The organism is Pseudomonadota bacterium (assembly GCA_039196715.1).
In the GTDB taxonomy this organism is placed as follows: Bacteria; Pseudomonadota; Gammaproteobacteria; order CALCKW01; family CALCKW01; genus CALCKW01.
The window spans coordinates 1-14,572 of record JBCCUP010000097.1 but is presented as its reverse complement, the minus strand read 5'-3'; the positions used below and the strand labels follow the sequence as shown (position 1 = coordinate 14,572).

Genomic DNA, 14,572 nt, shown 5'->3' with positions numbered 1-14,572 from the left:
CGTGCACCGTCACGCGGCCAGCCAGTCCCCGGCGTTCGTCAGCGCGGGTCGGAAGTAGGCGACGGCGCGGCGCGCGCCTTCCGCAGCGTCCGCGCGCCAGGGGGATATCCCGTGCACGGCGAGGCGGTGCACGAGGTAGGCGCCGCCGACCGGCGCCTGCACTTCCACGCGCGGGCATGCCTCGAACACGGCACGACGGGCTGCCTGGTAGGCCTCGGTCAGGTCGACGGATGGCCAGTCAGCCGGGTCGAGGCCGTCGAGCGCGGCGGCAAGGCGCTCGCGCATGAGCCGGTGCGAGCCCTCCCACACGGCGAGCGCCGAGGCCCCGTCGGGCGCCGGGGTCCAGGGGAGGCCGAGCACGAAGGCGTGATGTTCGTTGGCGTGGCGGCGGCGCGCCGGGCCGACCGCGTGCAGGCCGTCGACGTGGGCGGCGTCGCGGTTGCGCCGGAAGGCGTGGCTCGCCTCGGACTCGTCCGGGTCGCGGCGCGGGTAGTGCGGGTACACCACGGAGAGTTGAGCGGTGTCCCAGCCTTCGAACGGCGCGGCGTCGCAGGCGGTGATCGCGTCCAGCAGCGCCCGGGGCAGCGGCGGGCCGCCCGGACAGGCGCCGCGCGCATCGTTGTTCAGGAGGTTGACGCCGGCGTACCAGGTGCCACCCGCGCGCAGCCATCGCGCGTTCTCGGGCGCGGCGATCAGGCGTTCGGCGTGGGGAACGGCGTGGGCCAGCCAGGTGTCGAGCCCGGGGATGCTGTCGGCGTGTGTCCAGCCCCGCTCCGCGAAGGCGACGGGATCCACGTCGTCAGTCGGCCTGCGCGACGCGGCTGCCGGTCTCGTCCGGCGGCAGGAAGGCGACAGCGGTTTCCAGCGGGTCGACCGCGACGCCGTTGTGGCGCACCTCGAAGTGCAGGTTCGGGCCGGTGGCGGTGCCGCTCTGGCCGACCGACCCGATCTTCGCGCCCATGCCGATGGTCTGGCCTTTCTCGAGGCCGTCGGCGAAGTCGTCGAGGTGGGCGTAGCGGGTCGACAGGCCGTCGGTGTGGATGATCTCGACGATCCGTCCGTAGCCGCGCTGGTAGCCGACGAAGTTCACCTTGCCCGGCGCACTGGCGTAGACCGGCGTGCCCTTGGGCGCACCGTAGTCGACACCGTTATGCTGTTTCCACTCGCCCGAGACCGGGTGCAGGCGAGGGCCGAAACCCGAGGTGATGCGGGCGAAGTCGACCGGGCGGCGGAAGTAGCGGCTGAGCGGGTCTTCGCGGTGCACGACCCACTGGCCGTCGTCGCCGCGGGCCACGGTCACGGTGAAGCGGGCCAGCGTCAGGCGCGCGAACACGAGGTCCGAGCGGGTCGGCTTGCCGGAGCCAGCGAGCTGCTGATTGAAGGTGATGCGCACCGGCTCGCCGCCGTGCACTTCCTGTTTGAAATTGATCTGCTCGCTGAGGGCGGCCTCGAGCTGGGCGACGACAGCGGAGGGCACGTCGTTGCGCTGGGCCGACTTGGCCAGGCTGTCCTTGATCTTGAAGCGTTCGGTGGTTTCGACTTCACTCTTTGCCGGTTGCAGCAGGTCGGAGCTGAAGCCGTCGTCCTGGCGCTCGATCAGCGCGCGGCGGCCGTTGCCGAGGTGCACCACCAAGGTGTCGACTTCGGTGCTGCGCGCGTTGAAGCGCACGGCCATCCACTGACCCGGCCGCAGCGTGCGGGGGTCGACGGTGCGGGCGAGCGCGTTGGCGAGGTTGGCGCGGTCCCGGCGGGCCAGACCCATCTCGGCCAGCAGTTCATCGAGCGTCGCGCCTTCGGTGATTTCGGCGAGGTCGATGCGGTTGCTCGCAGCAGACGCTTCATCGTTTGCGGTGACGGCGACGGGCGTGAAGAGCAGCAGTGTCCAAAGGGTGAGGGAGCGCGCGATCATGGGGTTGGCGTAACGTATCGTGGCTGATGTATCGCTGCGAATAGACGCGATGGCGACGGAAACGGCCGAGCAGAATACACCAAAAAAATGCTCGTCATGACGGTGTCGCAAGTATTGCGCCAGGCAAAAAACCGCTGTTTTTACGGTGTTTTTGGCCTCGACGCCGTCACCGGCTGGCGCTCCGACCGGCCGGTGTGTGCCGCTGACCGGCAACGCACCGAATCGCGAATATTTTCAAAACAAATGCTTGCGGCGTCATCTGAAAGCAAATGCTTCAGAGTGTGTCGGCAACTGTGCGGGCGTTCGAGCGCGGTGCAAAAAAGTGCCGCCGCGTGTCGTTCCGCGGCCAGCCGGCGCCGTTTCGACCGCCGTGCTTGCCGGGCCACCGGGGCGGTTCAGTCCGGCGAGAGGCGAGAGGCGGCCGGGTGTCCACGGTGACGGGCAGTGGCCGCGCTGCGGTGCCGGTACCGTGGGTGTGCGCGGCCGGGGGTGTGCCCGTATTCACGGTGGGTGTTTCAGTTGCGTTACGCACATGCGGCCAACCTGCCGTGGTTGCGCGACGGACGGGCGCGGTTTACGGTGGGGCCACACATGGCACCTGCCGGCCGGGTTCGGCAGTCCCACCCACCCCTATCACAAGGAGTGAGCCAGTTTGCACCCCGTTCTCTCGACCGTGCTTCAGCGCCTTGGCCTCGGCGTCCTGACCCTCTTCCTCGTCTCCGTCATCATCTTCAGCGCGCTCGAGTTCCTGCCGGGGGATTTCGGTGAGGCGGTGCTCGGCCAGGCGGCCACCGAAGAGACCGTCGCCGCCTTCCGGCGCGAACTCGGCCTCGACCAGCCCGCGATCGTGCGCTATTTCGACTGGATGGGCTCGGTGCTGCGGGGCGACCTCGGCACCTCCTTCTCCGGCCGGGCGGCCTCCGGCGTCGACCGATCGCGCGCCGTGGCCGAGATGATCGCGCCACGGCTGTCCAACACCTTGTTTCTCGCCACCATGGCCGCCGTGATCTCGGTGCCGCTGGCGCTCTTCCTCGGCATCACCGCCGCGCTCAAGCGCAACACGGTTTACGACAAGACGGTCAGCGCCACGACGCTGACCACCATCAGCTTCCCCGAGTTCTTCGTCGCCTACCTGCTGATTCTCCTGTTCTCGTCCTGGTTGCAGTGGTTCCCGTCGCTCGCCAACGTCAGCGACGACACGCCGCTCGGCGAGCGCGCCTACCGCGCGTTTCTGCCGGCCCTCACGCTGACCCTGGTGATCGTCGCGCACATGATGCGCATGACCCGCGCGGCGATCATCAACCTGCTTGCGAGCCCGTACATCGAAATGGCGCGCCTGAAGGGGGCGTCCCCCGCGGACGTGATCCTGCGCCACGCGCTGCCGAACGCCTGGGCGCCGATCGTCAACGTCATCGCCTTCAACCTCGCCTACCTCGTGGTCGGGGTGGTCGTGGTCGAGGTGGTGTTCGTCTACCCCGGCATCGGCCAGTTGATGGTGGACGCGGTCAAGACCCGCGACATCCCGGTGGTGCAGGCCTGTGCGCTGATCTTCGCGGCGACCTACATCCTGCTCAATCTCCTCGCTGACATCATCTCGATTGTCACCAACCCAAGGCTGTTGCATCCGAAATGAGTGATTCCAATCAAGGGTATTCCGCGGTTGCCGAGGCCGGCATGGTGCTCGAGCGCCGGTCGTTGCTGGCGCGGGCGTGGATCGAACTGCGCAAGGCGCCGTTCTCGGCGTGGCTCGGCCTGGTGATCATCATCACCTACGTCATCGTGGCGCTGTTTGCGCCGCTGATCGCGCCCTACGGCGAGGCCGAGGTGCACCCGGAACCGTACGCACCGTGGGGGGGCGACTACCTCTTCGGCACCGACCAGATTGGCCGGGACGTGTTCACGCGGCTGATCTACGGCGCGCGCAACACCGTCGGCATCGCCTTTGTCACGACGATCCTGGCCTTCGCCATCGGCGGTGGCCTCGCGCTCGCCGCGGCGGTGCGCGGCGGCTGGCTCGATCAGGCGTTGAGCCGGGCGGTCGACGTGCTGATGGCCATCCCGAGCCTGATCTTCGCGCTGATGCTGCTGTCGATCACCGGGCCGAGCCTGATCGCGATCATCATGATCATTGCGATCCTCGACTCCACGCGGGTGTTTCGCCTGACGCGGGCGGTGGCGATGAACGTCGTGGTGATGGACTACGTCGAAGCGGCGCGCCTGCGCGGCGAGTCGATCGGCTGGGTCATGCGGCGCGAGATCCTACCGAACATCATGCCGCCGCTGGTGGCCGAGTTCGGGCTGCGCTTCTGCTTTGTCTTCCTGACCATTGCCGCGCTGTCGTTCCTCGGTGTCGGCATCCAGCCACCGACCGCTGACTGGGGGTCGATGGTGCGCGAAAATGCAGGCCTGATCCAATTCGCCCAGTACGACATCAAGGCGGCGATCACGCCGCTGCTGCCGGCCGGGGCCATCGCCCTGCTGACGGTCGGCGTGAACTTCGTCGTCGACTGGTTCCTCCACAAGACAAGCGGGTTGCGCGATGAGCACTGATTCCAAAGGCGATGTGCTGCTCGAGATGCGCGACATCCGCATCGACGGCTTCAGTGACGAGCGCTGGCACGAGATCATCAAGGGCGTCGACCTGACCTTACACCGGGGTGAGGTCATGGGTCTGATCGGCGAATCGGGTGCGGGCAAGTCCACCCTCGGCCTCGCGGCCATGGGTTTTGCGCGGCCGGGCTGCCGGCTGACCAGCGGCACGATCAACTTCGACGGCGTCGACCTGATGGCCGCGACCGAAGCCGAGAAGCGACAGATCTGGGGTGCGCGCATCTGCTACGTCGCGCAGTCGGCAGCCGCGTCGTTCAACCCGGCGCACCGGCTGATCGAGCAGACCACCGAGGCGAGCCAACTGCACAACCTGCAGGCGGCGGCCGAGGCGCAAAACGAGGCGCGCGAGCTGTACCGCGCCATGCAGTTGCCCAACCCTGACACCATCGGCGACCGCTACCCGCACCAGGTCTCGGGCGGGCAGTTGCAGCGTGCGATGACGGCGATGGCGATGGCGTCGAAGCCGGATCTGATCATCTTCGACGAGCCGACCACGGCGCTCGACGTGACCACGCAGGTCGGGGTGCTGGCGGCGATGCGGAGCGTTGTCGAGCAGTTCAACACCGCGGCGATCTACATCACGCACGACCTCGCCGTCGTCGCGCAGATGGCCGACGTGATCAAGGTGCTGCGCTACGGCGAGACCATGGAAGACGCCGACACCCGCACGATGCTGACCGAGCCGAAGCACCCCTACACCAAGTCGCTCTGGGCCGTGCGCTCCTTGCACAAGGACGCGGAGAAGTCCGACGACATCGTGCTCGACGTTCGCAATGTCGACGGCGCCTACGGTGCGGTCAAGGTGTTGCACGACGTGTCGGTGCGCGTGCCGCGCGGCAAGACGGTCGCGGTGGTGGGCGAGTCCGGGTCGGGCAAGTCGACCACGGCGCGGGTCATCACCGGGCTGCTGCCGCCGGTGGCGGGCAAGGTGTTCTTCAACGGCGAGGCGCTGCCCGAGGCACTGAAAGACCGCACGGTCGACCAGCTGCGCCGCATCCAGATGATCTACCAGTCGGCCGACACCGCGATGAACCCGCGCCACACGGTCGGCGAGATCATCGGCCGCCCGCTCGAGTTCTACCACGGCATGAGCGGCAAGGCGGTCGAGAAACGCGTGCTCGAGTTGCTCGAGCTCATCGAACTCGACGCGAGTTTCATCGACCGTTTGCCGTCCGAGCTCTCGGGGGGCCAGAAACAGCGCATCTGCATCGCGCGTGCGCTGGCCGCCGAGCCGGAGGTGATCATCTGCGACGAGGTCACCTCGGCGCTCGACCAGATCGTGCAGGAGGGCATCCTCAACCTGCTGTTGCGCCTGCAGCGCGAGCTCGGCATCACCTACCTCTTCATCACGCACGACATCGCGGTGGTCAAGGCGATCTCCGATGAAATCGTCGTTATGCTCGAGGGCCGCGTGGTGCAGCAGGACATCAAGGACCACGTGCTCAGCCCGCCGCAACCCGAGTACACCCAGCGCCTGTTGGCCTCGGTGCCGGAGATGGACCCGGACTGGCTGACGAACCTGCTCGCCGAGCAGGGCGACACCGTGCTGAGCGCCGACGGCGACTGAGGCGCGAACAACGGCCTCAGCGCAGCGTGGTTTCGAGGTGCTGCGCGGCGGATTGAAGTGCGTGCGCAAGGCGCTCCGCCGCGGGCAGGTGGGCAAACGCGACCAACCCGGCGGCGAAGGCATCGCCTGCGCCGGTGGTGCTCAGGATACGCACCGTGGGCGGTCGACGTGAGCTGACGGTCGTCTGCGTCGCAAGCGTGGCATCGCGTGCGCCGTCGGTGACGGCCGACTCGCGTGCGCCCAACCCGAGCAGACCGACGGCCGCGTCGAGGCTGGAGCGAAACGTGGTCTCGAGCAGCCGCTCCGCCTCGCGCCGGTTCACGACCACGGCGGGACCGTGCATCGCGATGAGTTCGCGGAGCGCCGCCACCTTCACCTCCGACGCCGGCACGATCGTCACCGGCCCGGACGCCGCTGCCATGATGGCGTCGAGGCACGCCACACCGGCGTTGCCGTCCAGCACAACAGGGCCCTCGAAGCCGCTGACGAGGTCACACAGCCACGCGCGCCGCGTTCGCGAGACGGCGTCCCACTGCTGACAATCGGCAACGGCGGCGAAACGCTCGCCGTCCGGTCCCTCGAGCGTGATCACCTGGTCGGTGTTGCCCGGATAGGGTTTCAGGTGGCGGCAATCGACGCCTGCGCCAGCCAACTCCTCGAGCAGTTCCGAGGCGGCCGTGTCCTCGCCCAGGGCCCCCACCAGGGTCGCAGCGCAGTCGTGCTGAACCAGCGCGCAGGCGATGTTCGCAGCCACGCCCCCCACCCGCTGGACCACCGACCCCGGCACGTCGTCACCCACCGCGAGGGGGGCTGACGCGGTCGCGAGGGTGTCGCGTACCACGGCGCCGATGCACAGCACGCTCGGGGCTGCCTCGTTGTCGGAAGGGGGTCGCGGGGGCGTCATCGGCGGTTCTCTGGCGAGGGGGTGTCTGCAGTGGCCCGCGGCGCTCAAATCCGGGCGCCACGGGCCGCTAAGAAGGGTACCGAACTCGAACCCGTCCGTCTCGCTGACCGTGTCCGGGTGCGGGGACCGCGTTGCCAGGCGAATCGCATGCAGGGACCACACCACCGCAGTCGACAGGCGGCCCTCTGGGTCGGCGCCCTGCTGCTGTGCGCGGGTGCCGTTGAAGGGGTGCTGTGGTGGCGGGCCGCGAGCGATGCCGACGAGGCCGCAGCGCGCGGTGGCAACACGCTGAGCACGCGCCGTGCGACCGAGAAGCCCGCTGTTACCACTCCCGCCGCTGGCGCCTTGCGCGCGCCGGCGCCGCGCCGTGCGTCAGCGCGGGTGGTCGACGTGGAACCGCTGCGCGAACCCGAACCGCTCGAGCCGGCCGAGGAGCCGGTCGTCGACGAGGACGCCGCCGAGCCGCCGACGCCGAACGTCGAGGAAATCGACCTGATGGCGTTGCTCGAATCAAACGGGTCGGATGACGCCCCGGCCGCTGCGGCCGGCGACGCGGCCGAGTCGAGCGCAACGTCGACCTCAGACGCGGACTCGGACACCGCCGCTGACGCCGACGACGGCGCAACCGACGACACGTTCAGTTTCGGTCGCGGCACGGTCACGTCAACCACGGTCTTTCGGGTGTTGCCGGGCGAAACGGTGGAGACCTTCCTCTGGCCCTGGCCCGGTTCGCGCGACCACGGCGTCGCGGTGCCGTCGGTGAGTTGCGACGCGCAGGACGCCGTGCGCATCGACAAGGCGTCGCAGTTGTATTTGCTGAACGACGCGCGCTACCGCATTTTCTGCCTTGCGCCGGGTGACTACACCGCGCTCGCCTCGCTGACGATCGAGTCGCTGAGCGGCACGGCGGCGCAGCCGCGCGTGGTGCGGCTCGACAACGACCTGATCGAGTCGGCCATCGCCCTGGCCGGTGCCGACGACGCCGATCTGCCCACCTTGCCTCCGACGCTGGTGCGCAACAGCGACCACTGGCAGTTCATCGGCGTGCGCTGGGCCGACCCGACATCGCCGCTCGTGGTCGATAACGCGGATGCAGTGCTGATCGACCGTTCGCGTATTGCAACCCGTGATCAGGGTGTGGTGGTGCGGGACAGTGACGCGTTCCGCCTGCAGCGCAGTCTGGTCACCGGCCTCGAATCCGCGCACGCCGATTGCCTCTCGGTCAGCCTCGGCAGCGATGTGGCCTTTGATCTGAGCAACTCGGAGTTCAACGGCTGTCACCGCGCGGTCTCCGTGACGGCGACCGGTGGCGCGGTGTTCGATGCGGTCTCGATCGCCGGCAACGAGTTCCACCGCGGCGCCGGGCTCGGCGATCAGTGCGACGCTGTCGGCGTCTCGCTCGACGGTGCCGGGGCCGATCCGGACGCCGGTGTGCAGGTGCGCGACAACCGCTTTTCGGGCTGGCAGGCCAACACGGCCTGCGCCGGCCAGGCCGGCGCGGCGCTGCAGGCCTCGGCTGCCACCGGGGGACTGGTGCTCGAGCACAACGTGATGTGGGACAACGCGCGAGGCGTGGTGTTGGACAGCGGGGCTGGCACCGCGCACCTTGGCGACAACGTCGTGGTCGGCACGGGCGACGGGCTCGGCATCCGCATCGGCACCGGCACTGCGCGGGTCACACTGCAGAGCAACCACGTGGTGCGCGTCGCGCAGTGGCTGCAGTCGGAGCGGGCGCCGATGACACTCGCGTGCAACCTCATCGCGACCAGCGGCCTGCCCAGCGCGCAAGTCAGCGCGGAGACGGAGCTGTCACCGAACAGCTACCTCAGCGCCCAACCCGGTGTGCTGTCGGCCACCAACGGCGGTGACCAGGTGCTGAGCGCCGCTGCTACGGTGCTCGGACCGGTGTGCGTGACCGCCACCGTGTTGAGCGACCCGACCGAGCAGTGCCTCGACCACGCGGCGCGCGACCCGGCGACGGTCACGTGCGGCTCGGACCACTGGGGCGCCGAGTAGGGTTCGGCGGCGCGGTGCGCTAGGCTGTCGCACACCACCCCGCGCTTTGACCCACCCGACCGTGACCCTGCACGCGCTTCCGGTTCCCCTGCGATTCAATCACCCCGTCGTGTTGCTCGGCGGCGGCTGGGTCGACCTCGCCTTGCTCGACCGGCTGGCGCGGGCCGGCAGCCCGCTGGTGGCGGCCGACGGCGGCGCCAACTGCCTCGCCGACAGCGACGTGAAGCCCGACGCCATCATCGGCGACCTCGACTCGCTCATGGACCCGGCGCGTTGGCGCGATCGGACCCGGTTGGTGCGCCTCGAGGAGCAGGAGACCACCGACCTCGAGAAATGCCTGTACAGCGTCGAAGCGCCGCGCTTCATCGGGCTCGGCTTCACCGGTCGCCGACTCGACCACACGCTGGCCGCGCTGCATGTGCTGTTGCGCTTCGCGCAGACCAAACCGGTGGTGCTGGCCGGCGAGCACGACTGGGTCTGGGTACCGCGGCAGTCGGTGTCCCTGCACCTGAAGCCCGGCCAGCGCCTCTCGCTCTTCCCGCTCGCGCGCACCGCCTTCAGCCACTCGCGCGGCCTCGCGTACCCGCTCGACGGCCTGGTGCTCGCCCCGGGGGAGGCGATCGGCACCTCCAACGCCGTCACCGCCTCACCGGTCGAGCTCGGCTTCGCCGGCCCGGCCGACCCTGCGTGCGCGGTGATGCTGCCGCGCGCCGCGGGTGACATGCCGGGATCGTGGTTCGACAGCCTCTGAGTCCGCCTGCCGTCGGCGCCCGTCCCGTGTGGCACCCGGTGCGGCTGGCGAGGGGCCGTGCGCCACCGCTCCGAGGCCGCCGTGCCTGTGACGTCGTCGCGCCATAATTTGGCGAGATTCGGTGTCTGGATGGTGGGGTGGGGTGCTAGTGTGCGGAGCTTGGCGAATGCCCGCTGGAGCGCATCCTCATGACCCGATACTCCGCCTGGAGTGTGTTCAAGAATGGCCTGACCGGCCAGCGCGGATGGGAGCGGGCGTGGCGCGACCCCGAACCGAAAGCGCACTACGACGTCGTCATCGTCGGCGGCGGCCTGCACGGCCTCGCGACCGCCTACTACCTGGCGAAGAACCACGGTGTGCGCAACGTGGCGGTGCTCGAGAAGGGCTGGCTCGGCGGCGGCAACGGCGGCCGCAACACCACGATCGTGCGCTCCAACTACTTCATGCCGGGCAACCGCGACTTCTACGAGCACTCACTCACGCTTTGGGAAAACCTCTCGCACGAGCTGAACTACAACGTGATGTTCAGCCAGCGTGCGCACATCTCGCTGCTGCACAGCCCGGGCGCGCGTGACGCGGCGGCGCGCCGCTACAACACCATGCGGCTGACCGGCTCCGACGGCGAGCTCTGGGACCTCGCGCGGCTGAAGCGCGAAGTGCCGCACTTGAACTATGCGCCCGACGCGCGCTTCCCGATCATCGGCGCCGCCGTGCAGCCGCGGGCCGGGACCGCGCGGCACGACGCGGTGGCCTGGGGTTACGCGCGCGCAGCGGACCAACTCGGCGTCGACATCCTGCAGAACTGCGAAGTCACCGGTGTGCGCCGCGACGGCGGGCGCGTGACCGCGCTCGAGACCAGCCGCGGCGAGGTGCGGGCCGACAAGGTCGGCTTCGCGGTGGCGGGCAACACCTCGCGGCTCTGGCAGATGGCCGACCTCGGCGGCTTGCCGATCGAGTCGCACAAGCTGCAGGCCTTTGTGTCCGAACCGCTGAAACCGCTGCTAGACCAGGTGGTGGTCTTCGGCGTGGGCGGCGCGCACTTCTACATCAGCCAGTCCGACAAGGGTGGCATGGTGTTCGGCGGCGACATCGATTGGTATAAGTCCTACGCGCAACGCGGCAACCTGCCGATCGTGCAGGACACCGCGGAAGCCGCAACATCCATCCTGCCGTGCCTCGGGCGGGTGCGGCTGCTGCGGCACTGGTCGGGGGTCATGGACATGTCGATGGACGGCTCGCCGTTCATCTGCAAGACCCCGCTGTCGAACCTCTACCTGAACGCCGGTTGGAACTACGGCGGCTTCAAGGCGAGCCCGGGGTCGGGCTGGTATTTCGCTGACCTGATCGCCAACGACCGGCCGGATGACACCATCGCGCATTTCACCCTCAACCGCTTCGAGCGCGGCGTCATCATCGACGAACGCGGCGCCGGGCCCGATCCGAAACTGCACGGGTAAGCTGGCATGCTTCGCATCAATTGTCCCTTCTGTGGCGAGCGTGACCACAGCGAGTTCACCTACGGCGGCGACGCCAGCATCCGCTACCCGGCGCTCGACGCCCCGGCCGAGGTCTGGCACGACGCCGTGTTCCTGCGCGACAACGTGCGCGGCCTGCAGCGCGAAACCTGGCACCACGTCAGCGGCTGCCGGCAGTGGCTGGTGGTCGAGCGCGACACCCTGACCCACGAGATCGTGTCGGTCACGGCGGCCCACCCGGGCGTGGCCGCGGCACTGGAGGGCGAGCAATGAGCGCGGTGCGACTCGACGGCGGTGGCCGCATCCAGCGCGACGCCGCGCTGGCCTTTCAGTGGGATGGCCGGGGGTTGCTCGGCTTCCAGGGCGACACCCTCGCTTCGGCCCTGTTGGCCAACAACGAGTGGGTCGTGGCGCGCAGCTTCAAATACCATCGGCCGCGCGGGGTCATGTCCGCCGGGGTGGAAGAGGGCGGCGCGCTGGTCACGGTCGGCAGCGGTGCACGCACCGACGCCAACGTGCGCGCGACCACCCAGGAGCTGTACGCGGGCCTCGAGGCCTTCGGCCAGAACGCCTGGCCCAACGTCCGCAACGACGTCGGCGAGGTCAACAACCTGCTCGGCCGCTTCTTCGCCGCGGGCTTCTACTACAAGACCTTCATGGGCCTGCCGCCCTTCGAATGGGGCAAGGGCACCGGCCTCTGGATGCAGTACGAGAAGATCATCCGCCGGGCCGCGGGCATGGGCCGCGCCTCGCGCGAGCCCGATCCGGACCACTACGAGCTCGCGAACGACTTCTGCGATGTGCTGGTCGTCGGCAGCGGGCCGGCGGGGCTCGCTGCGGCGCGCGTCGCGGCCGAAGCGGGGCTCGACGTGCTGTTGGTCGAGCAGGACGCGGTGCTCGGCGGCGACTACCTGAACCAGCCCGCCGACGCGGACACGTCGCGCGAGCAGGCCGTGGCCGCGCTGTCGGCCGCCGGGGTGCGCACGCTGACCCGCACCACCGCCTTCGGCCTCTACGACGGTGGCGTGGCGGGCCTGCTCGAGCGGGTCTCGGACCACCTCAGTGCGCCCTCGGTGCACCAGCCGCGGCAGCGCTTCTGGACGGTGCGCGCGCGCCACACGGTGTTGGCGACGGGCGCGATCGAACGGGTCATGGCCTTCGGCAACAACGACCGCCCGGGCATCCTGAACGCGAGTGCGGCGCGCAGCTACCTGCAGCGCTATGCGGTGCGCGTCGGCTCCAGGCTCGCCATCGCCACCAACAACGACAGCGCCTATGCCACCGCGATGGAGCTCGCGGCGAGCGGCGCGTCGGTCCGGGTGCTGGACGCACGGGCGCGGATCGACGAGGCGGTGGTCGCCAGTGCGCGCGCGGCCGGCGTTCAGATCGATTACAACACCGCCCCCCTCGCGGCGCACGGCCGCAAGCGCGTCGATGGGCTGACCACAGCGCGCGCCGACGGTGCGGGCTGGGCACCCGGCGCGCGGATCGACTGCGACGCGTTGCTGGTGTCCGGCGGGTGGTCGCCGGTGGTCAACCTGCTCTCGCACCGGCAGGTCAAGCCGGTCTGGCACGCCGAGACGGCGTGCTTCCTGCCGGCCGACACCGACGAGCCGATCAGCATGGCGGGCAGCGCCGCCGGGGTCTGGGTGACCACCGATTGCATCCGCTCGGGCCAGGCGGCGGGCGCCCGCGCGGCGCAGCAGCTTGGCCGCACCGTCACGCCGGTGGCAGCGCCGGCAGCGGGCGGCTGGACCACGCCGATCAAGCCGGTCTATGAAGTGCGCGTCACCGGGCGCAGCGACAAGGCCTTCATCGACCCGCAGCACGATGTCAGCACCGAGGACGTCCGGCTCGCGCACCGCGAGGGCTACGTGTCCGTCGAGCACATGAAGCGTTACACCACGCTCGGCATGGCAACCGACCAGGGCAAGATGGGCAACATCATCGGGCTCGCGTTGATGGCCGAGGCGCTCGGGCGCGAGATCCCCGAGGTTGGCACGACCACCTTTCGCCCGCCCTACACGCCGGTGTCGATCGGCGCGCTGCGCGGGCGGCACGTCGGCGCGCACTTCCGCCCGTTGCGGGTCACACCGATGCACCAGTGGAACCTCGACCACGGTGCCACCATGACGATGGCCGGGTTGTGGCACCGGCCGTGGTACTACGCACGCGCCGGGGAGGGCATCTCGGAAGCCTATGTGCGCGAGGCGACCACCGTGCGCGCGAGTGTCGGGCTTGTGGATGTGACCTCGCTCGGCAAGATCGCCATTCAGGGGCCCGACGCCACCGAGTTCCTCAACCGGGTCTACACCAACCCCTTTGCCAAGCTGCCGGTCGGCAAGGCGCGCTACGGCATCATGCTGCGCGACGACGGCATCGTGATGGACGACGGCACGACCTGGCGGCTGGCCGAAGACGACTACTTCATGACCACCACGACCGCGCACGCCGGGTCGGTCATGGCGTTTCTCGAAGAGCTGCTGCAGACGCGCTGGACCGACCTCAGAGTGCACCTGACCTCGGTGTCCGAACAGTGGGCGGGTGTGGCGGTGGCCGGGCCGCAATCGCGCGAGGTGCTCGAAGCGGCGCTCGAGGACGCGGCCGTGGTCAGCAACGACGCGCTGCCGTTCATGGGTGTGGTCGAGGCGCGCTTTCGCGGCGGTATTCCGTGCCGCATCGCGCGCATCAGCTTCTCCGGGGAGCGGGCCTTCGAGGCCTACGTGCCGGCCGACTACGCGCCCGCGATGATGGTCCTGCTCTGGCCCGAGACCGAGCAGCGCGGTGGCTGCCTGTACGGGCTGGAAGCACTCGGTGCGCTGCGCATCGAGAAAGGCCATGTGACCGGGGCCGAGCTCGACGGCCGCGTCACCATCGACGATGCCGGGCTAGGCAAGATGGCGTCGCCCAACAAGCACTTTGTCGGCAGCGCCTTGCGCAAGCGACCGGAACTCGAGCGCACCGACCGGCCGCAGTTGGTCGGTATCTTCCCGAAGAACCGGGACGAGACCTTCAACGCCGGCAGTGTGCTGATGCGCGAGGACGAGCCGGTCGGCCTCGGCGAGGGCTGGATCACCGGCGTGACCCACTCGCCGGCGCTCGGGCACTGGATCGGCCTCGGCTTCATTGCTGGCGGCCACACGGCCTGGGAAGGCAAGACGGCGGTCGCCGCCGACCCGGTGCGTGACAGCAGCGTGGCGGTGGAGATCGTCTCGCCCCACATGTACGACCCGAGTGGAGAGCGCATGCATGGCTGACCTCGCGATCAGACAGTCTGCCCTGGAGGGGCGCGTGCCCGCGGGGCACATCGGTGAGCCGGGGCGCACCGGCGTCCACTTCG

General features: G+C 69.4%; 11 protein-coding genes. 8 read left to right on the top strand and 3 right to left on the bottom strand.

All coding sequences use genetic code 11. The features are described 5' to 3' along the window. Nucleotides 1-9 precede the first annotated feature (9 nt). Nucleotides 10-795 carry a hypothetical protein gene (locus AAGA11_20745; GenBank protein ID MEM9605303.1) on the bottom strand — a complete coding sequence of 262 codons (786 nt, stop codon included), beginning with the start codon at nt 793-795 and terminating at the stop codon, nt 10-12. 4 nt (nt 796-799) lie between these two features. Further along, nucleotides 800-1,909, bottom strand: a complete 1,110-nt coding sequence (locus tag AAGA11_20740; GenBank protein MEM9605302.1) for a M23 family metallopeptidase — start codon at nt 1,907-1,909, stop codon at nt 800-802. Between the two features lie 652 nt (nt 1,910-2,561). Between AAGA11_20740 and AAGA11_20735 the strand changes: the two genes are divergently transcribed. Genes AAGA11_20735 through AAGA11_20725 form a run of 3 tightly spaced genes read left to right on the top strand, consistent with a single transcriptional unit; the run spans nt 2,562 to nt 6,086 of the window. Then, nucleotides 2,562-3,542 carry an ABC transporter permease gene (locus AAGA11_20735; GenBank protein ID MEM9605301.1) on the top strand — a complete coding sequence of 327 codons (981 nt, stop codon included), beginning with the start codon at nt 2,562-2,564 and terminating at the stop codon, nt 3,540-3,542. A gap of 41 nt (nt 3,543-3,583) precedes the next feature. Next, a complete protein-coding gene (locus AAGA11_20730) occupies nt 3,584-4,459 on the top strand; it encodes an ABC transporter permease (GenBank protein MEM9605300.1) in 876 nt (291 codons plus the stop codon). Next, a complete protein-coding gene (locus AAGA11_20725; GenBank protein MEM9605299.1) occupies nt 4,449-6,086 on the top strand; it encodes an ABC transporter ATP-binding protein in 1,638 nt (545 codons plus the stop codon). The genes AAGA11_20730 and AAGA11_20725 overlap by 11 nt, the downstream gene beginning before the upstream one ends. Before the next feature lie 16 nt (nt 6,087-6,102). Here the strand turns inward: AAGA11_20725 and AAGA11_20720 are convergent, their stop codons facing one another. Next, nucleotides 6,103-6,990, bottom strand: a complete 888-nt coding sequence (locus AAGA11_20720; protein ID MEM9605298.1) for a PfkB family carbohydrate kinase — start codon at nt 6,988-6,990, stop codon at nt 6,103-6,105. Between the two features lie 147 nt (nt 6,991-7,137). Here AAGA11_20720 and AAGA11_20715 point away from each other — a divergent pair, with 147 nt between their 5' ends. The 5 genes from AAGA11_20715 to AAGA11_20695 all read left to right on the top strand — a co-directional run bounded on the left by AAGA11_20715 (nt 7,138) and on the right by AAGA11_20695 (nt 14,489). Continuing rightward, the gene (locus AAGA11_20715; protein ID MEM9605297.1) at nt 7,138-9,006 is read left to right on the top strand and encodes a right-handed parallel beta-helix repeat-containing protein; all 1,869 of its coding nucleotides are present in this window, start codon (nt 7,138-7,140) and stop codon (nt 9,004-9,006) included. Nucleotides 9,007-9,052: 46 nt separating this feature from the next. Next, on the top strand, nt 9,053-9,757 hold the full coding sequence (locus tag AAGA11_20710; protein MEM9605296.1) for a thiamine diphosphokinase: 705 nt from the start codon (nt 9,053-9,055) through the stop codon (nt 9,755-9,757). A gap of 188 nt (nt 9,758-9,945) precedes the next feature. Then, nucleotides 9,946-11,214: a sarcosine oxidase subunit beta family protein gene (locus AAGA11_20705; GenBank protein MEM9605295.1), complete on the top strand. Its 1,269-nt coding sequence runs from the start codon at nt 9,946-9,948 to the stop codon at nt 11,212-11,214. Between the two features lie 6 nt (nt 11,215-11,220). Next, nucleotides 11,221-11,505: a sarcosine oxidase subunit delta gene (locus tag AAGA11_20700; protein ID MEM9605294.1), complete on the top strand. Its 285-nt coding sequence runs from the start codon at nt 11,221-11,223 to the stop codon at nt 11,503-11,505. After that, the gene (locus AAGA11_20695; GenBank protein ID MEM9605293.1) at nt 11,502-14,489 is read left to right on the top strand and encodes a sarcosine oxidase subunit alpha family protein; all 2,988 of its coding nucleotides are present in this window, start codon (nt 11,502-11,504) and stop codon (nt 14,487-14,489) included. The genes AAGA11_20700 and AAGA11_20695 overlap by 4 nt, the downstream gene beginning before the upstream one ends. Nucleotides 14,490-14,572 lie beyond the last annotated feature (83 nt).

What these genes read in the sequence shown, in the direction of transcription:
- AAGA11_20700 (MEM9605294.1), top strand. Translation starts at nt 11,221, where the DNA reads ATGCTTCGCATCAATTGTCCCTTCTGTGGCGAGCGTGACCACAGCGAG.
- AAGA11_20725 (MEM9605299.1), top strand. Translation starts at nt 4,449, where the DNA reads ATGAGCACTGATTCCAAAGGCGATGTGCTGCTCGAGATGCGCGACATC.
- AAGA11_20695 (MEM9605293.1), top strand. Translation starts at nt 11,502, where the DNA reads ATGAGCGCGGTGCGACTCGACGGCGGTGGCCGCATCCAGCGCGACGCC.
- AAGA11_20730 (MEM9605300.1), top strand. Translation starts at nt 3,584, where the DNA reads ATGGTGCTCGAGCGCCGGTCGTTGCTGGCGCGGGCGTGGATCGAACTG.
- AAGA11_20715 (MEM9605297.1), top strand. Translation starts at nt 7,138, where the DNA reads ATGCAGGGACCACACCACCGCAGTCGACAGGCGGCCCTCTGGGTCGGC.
- AAGA11_20705 (MEM9605295.1), top strand. Translation starts at nt 9,946, where the DNA reads ATGACCCGATACTCCGCCTGGAGTGTGTTCAAGAATGGCCTGACCGGC.
- AAGA11_20720 (MEM9605298.1), bottom strand. Translation starts at nt 6,990, where the DNA reads ATGACGCCCCCGCGACCCCCTTCCGACAACGAGGCAGCCCCGAGCGTG.
- AAGA11_20740 (MEM9605302.1), bottom strand. Translation starts at nt 1,909, where the DNA reads ATGATCGCGCGCTCCCTCACCCTTTGGACACTGCTGCTCTTCACGCCC.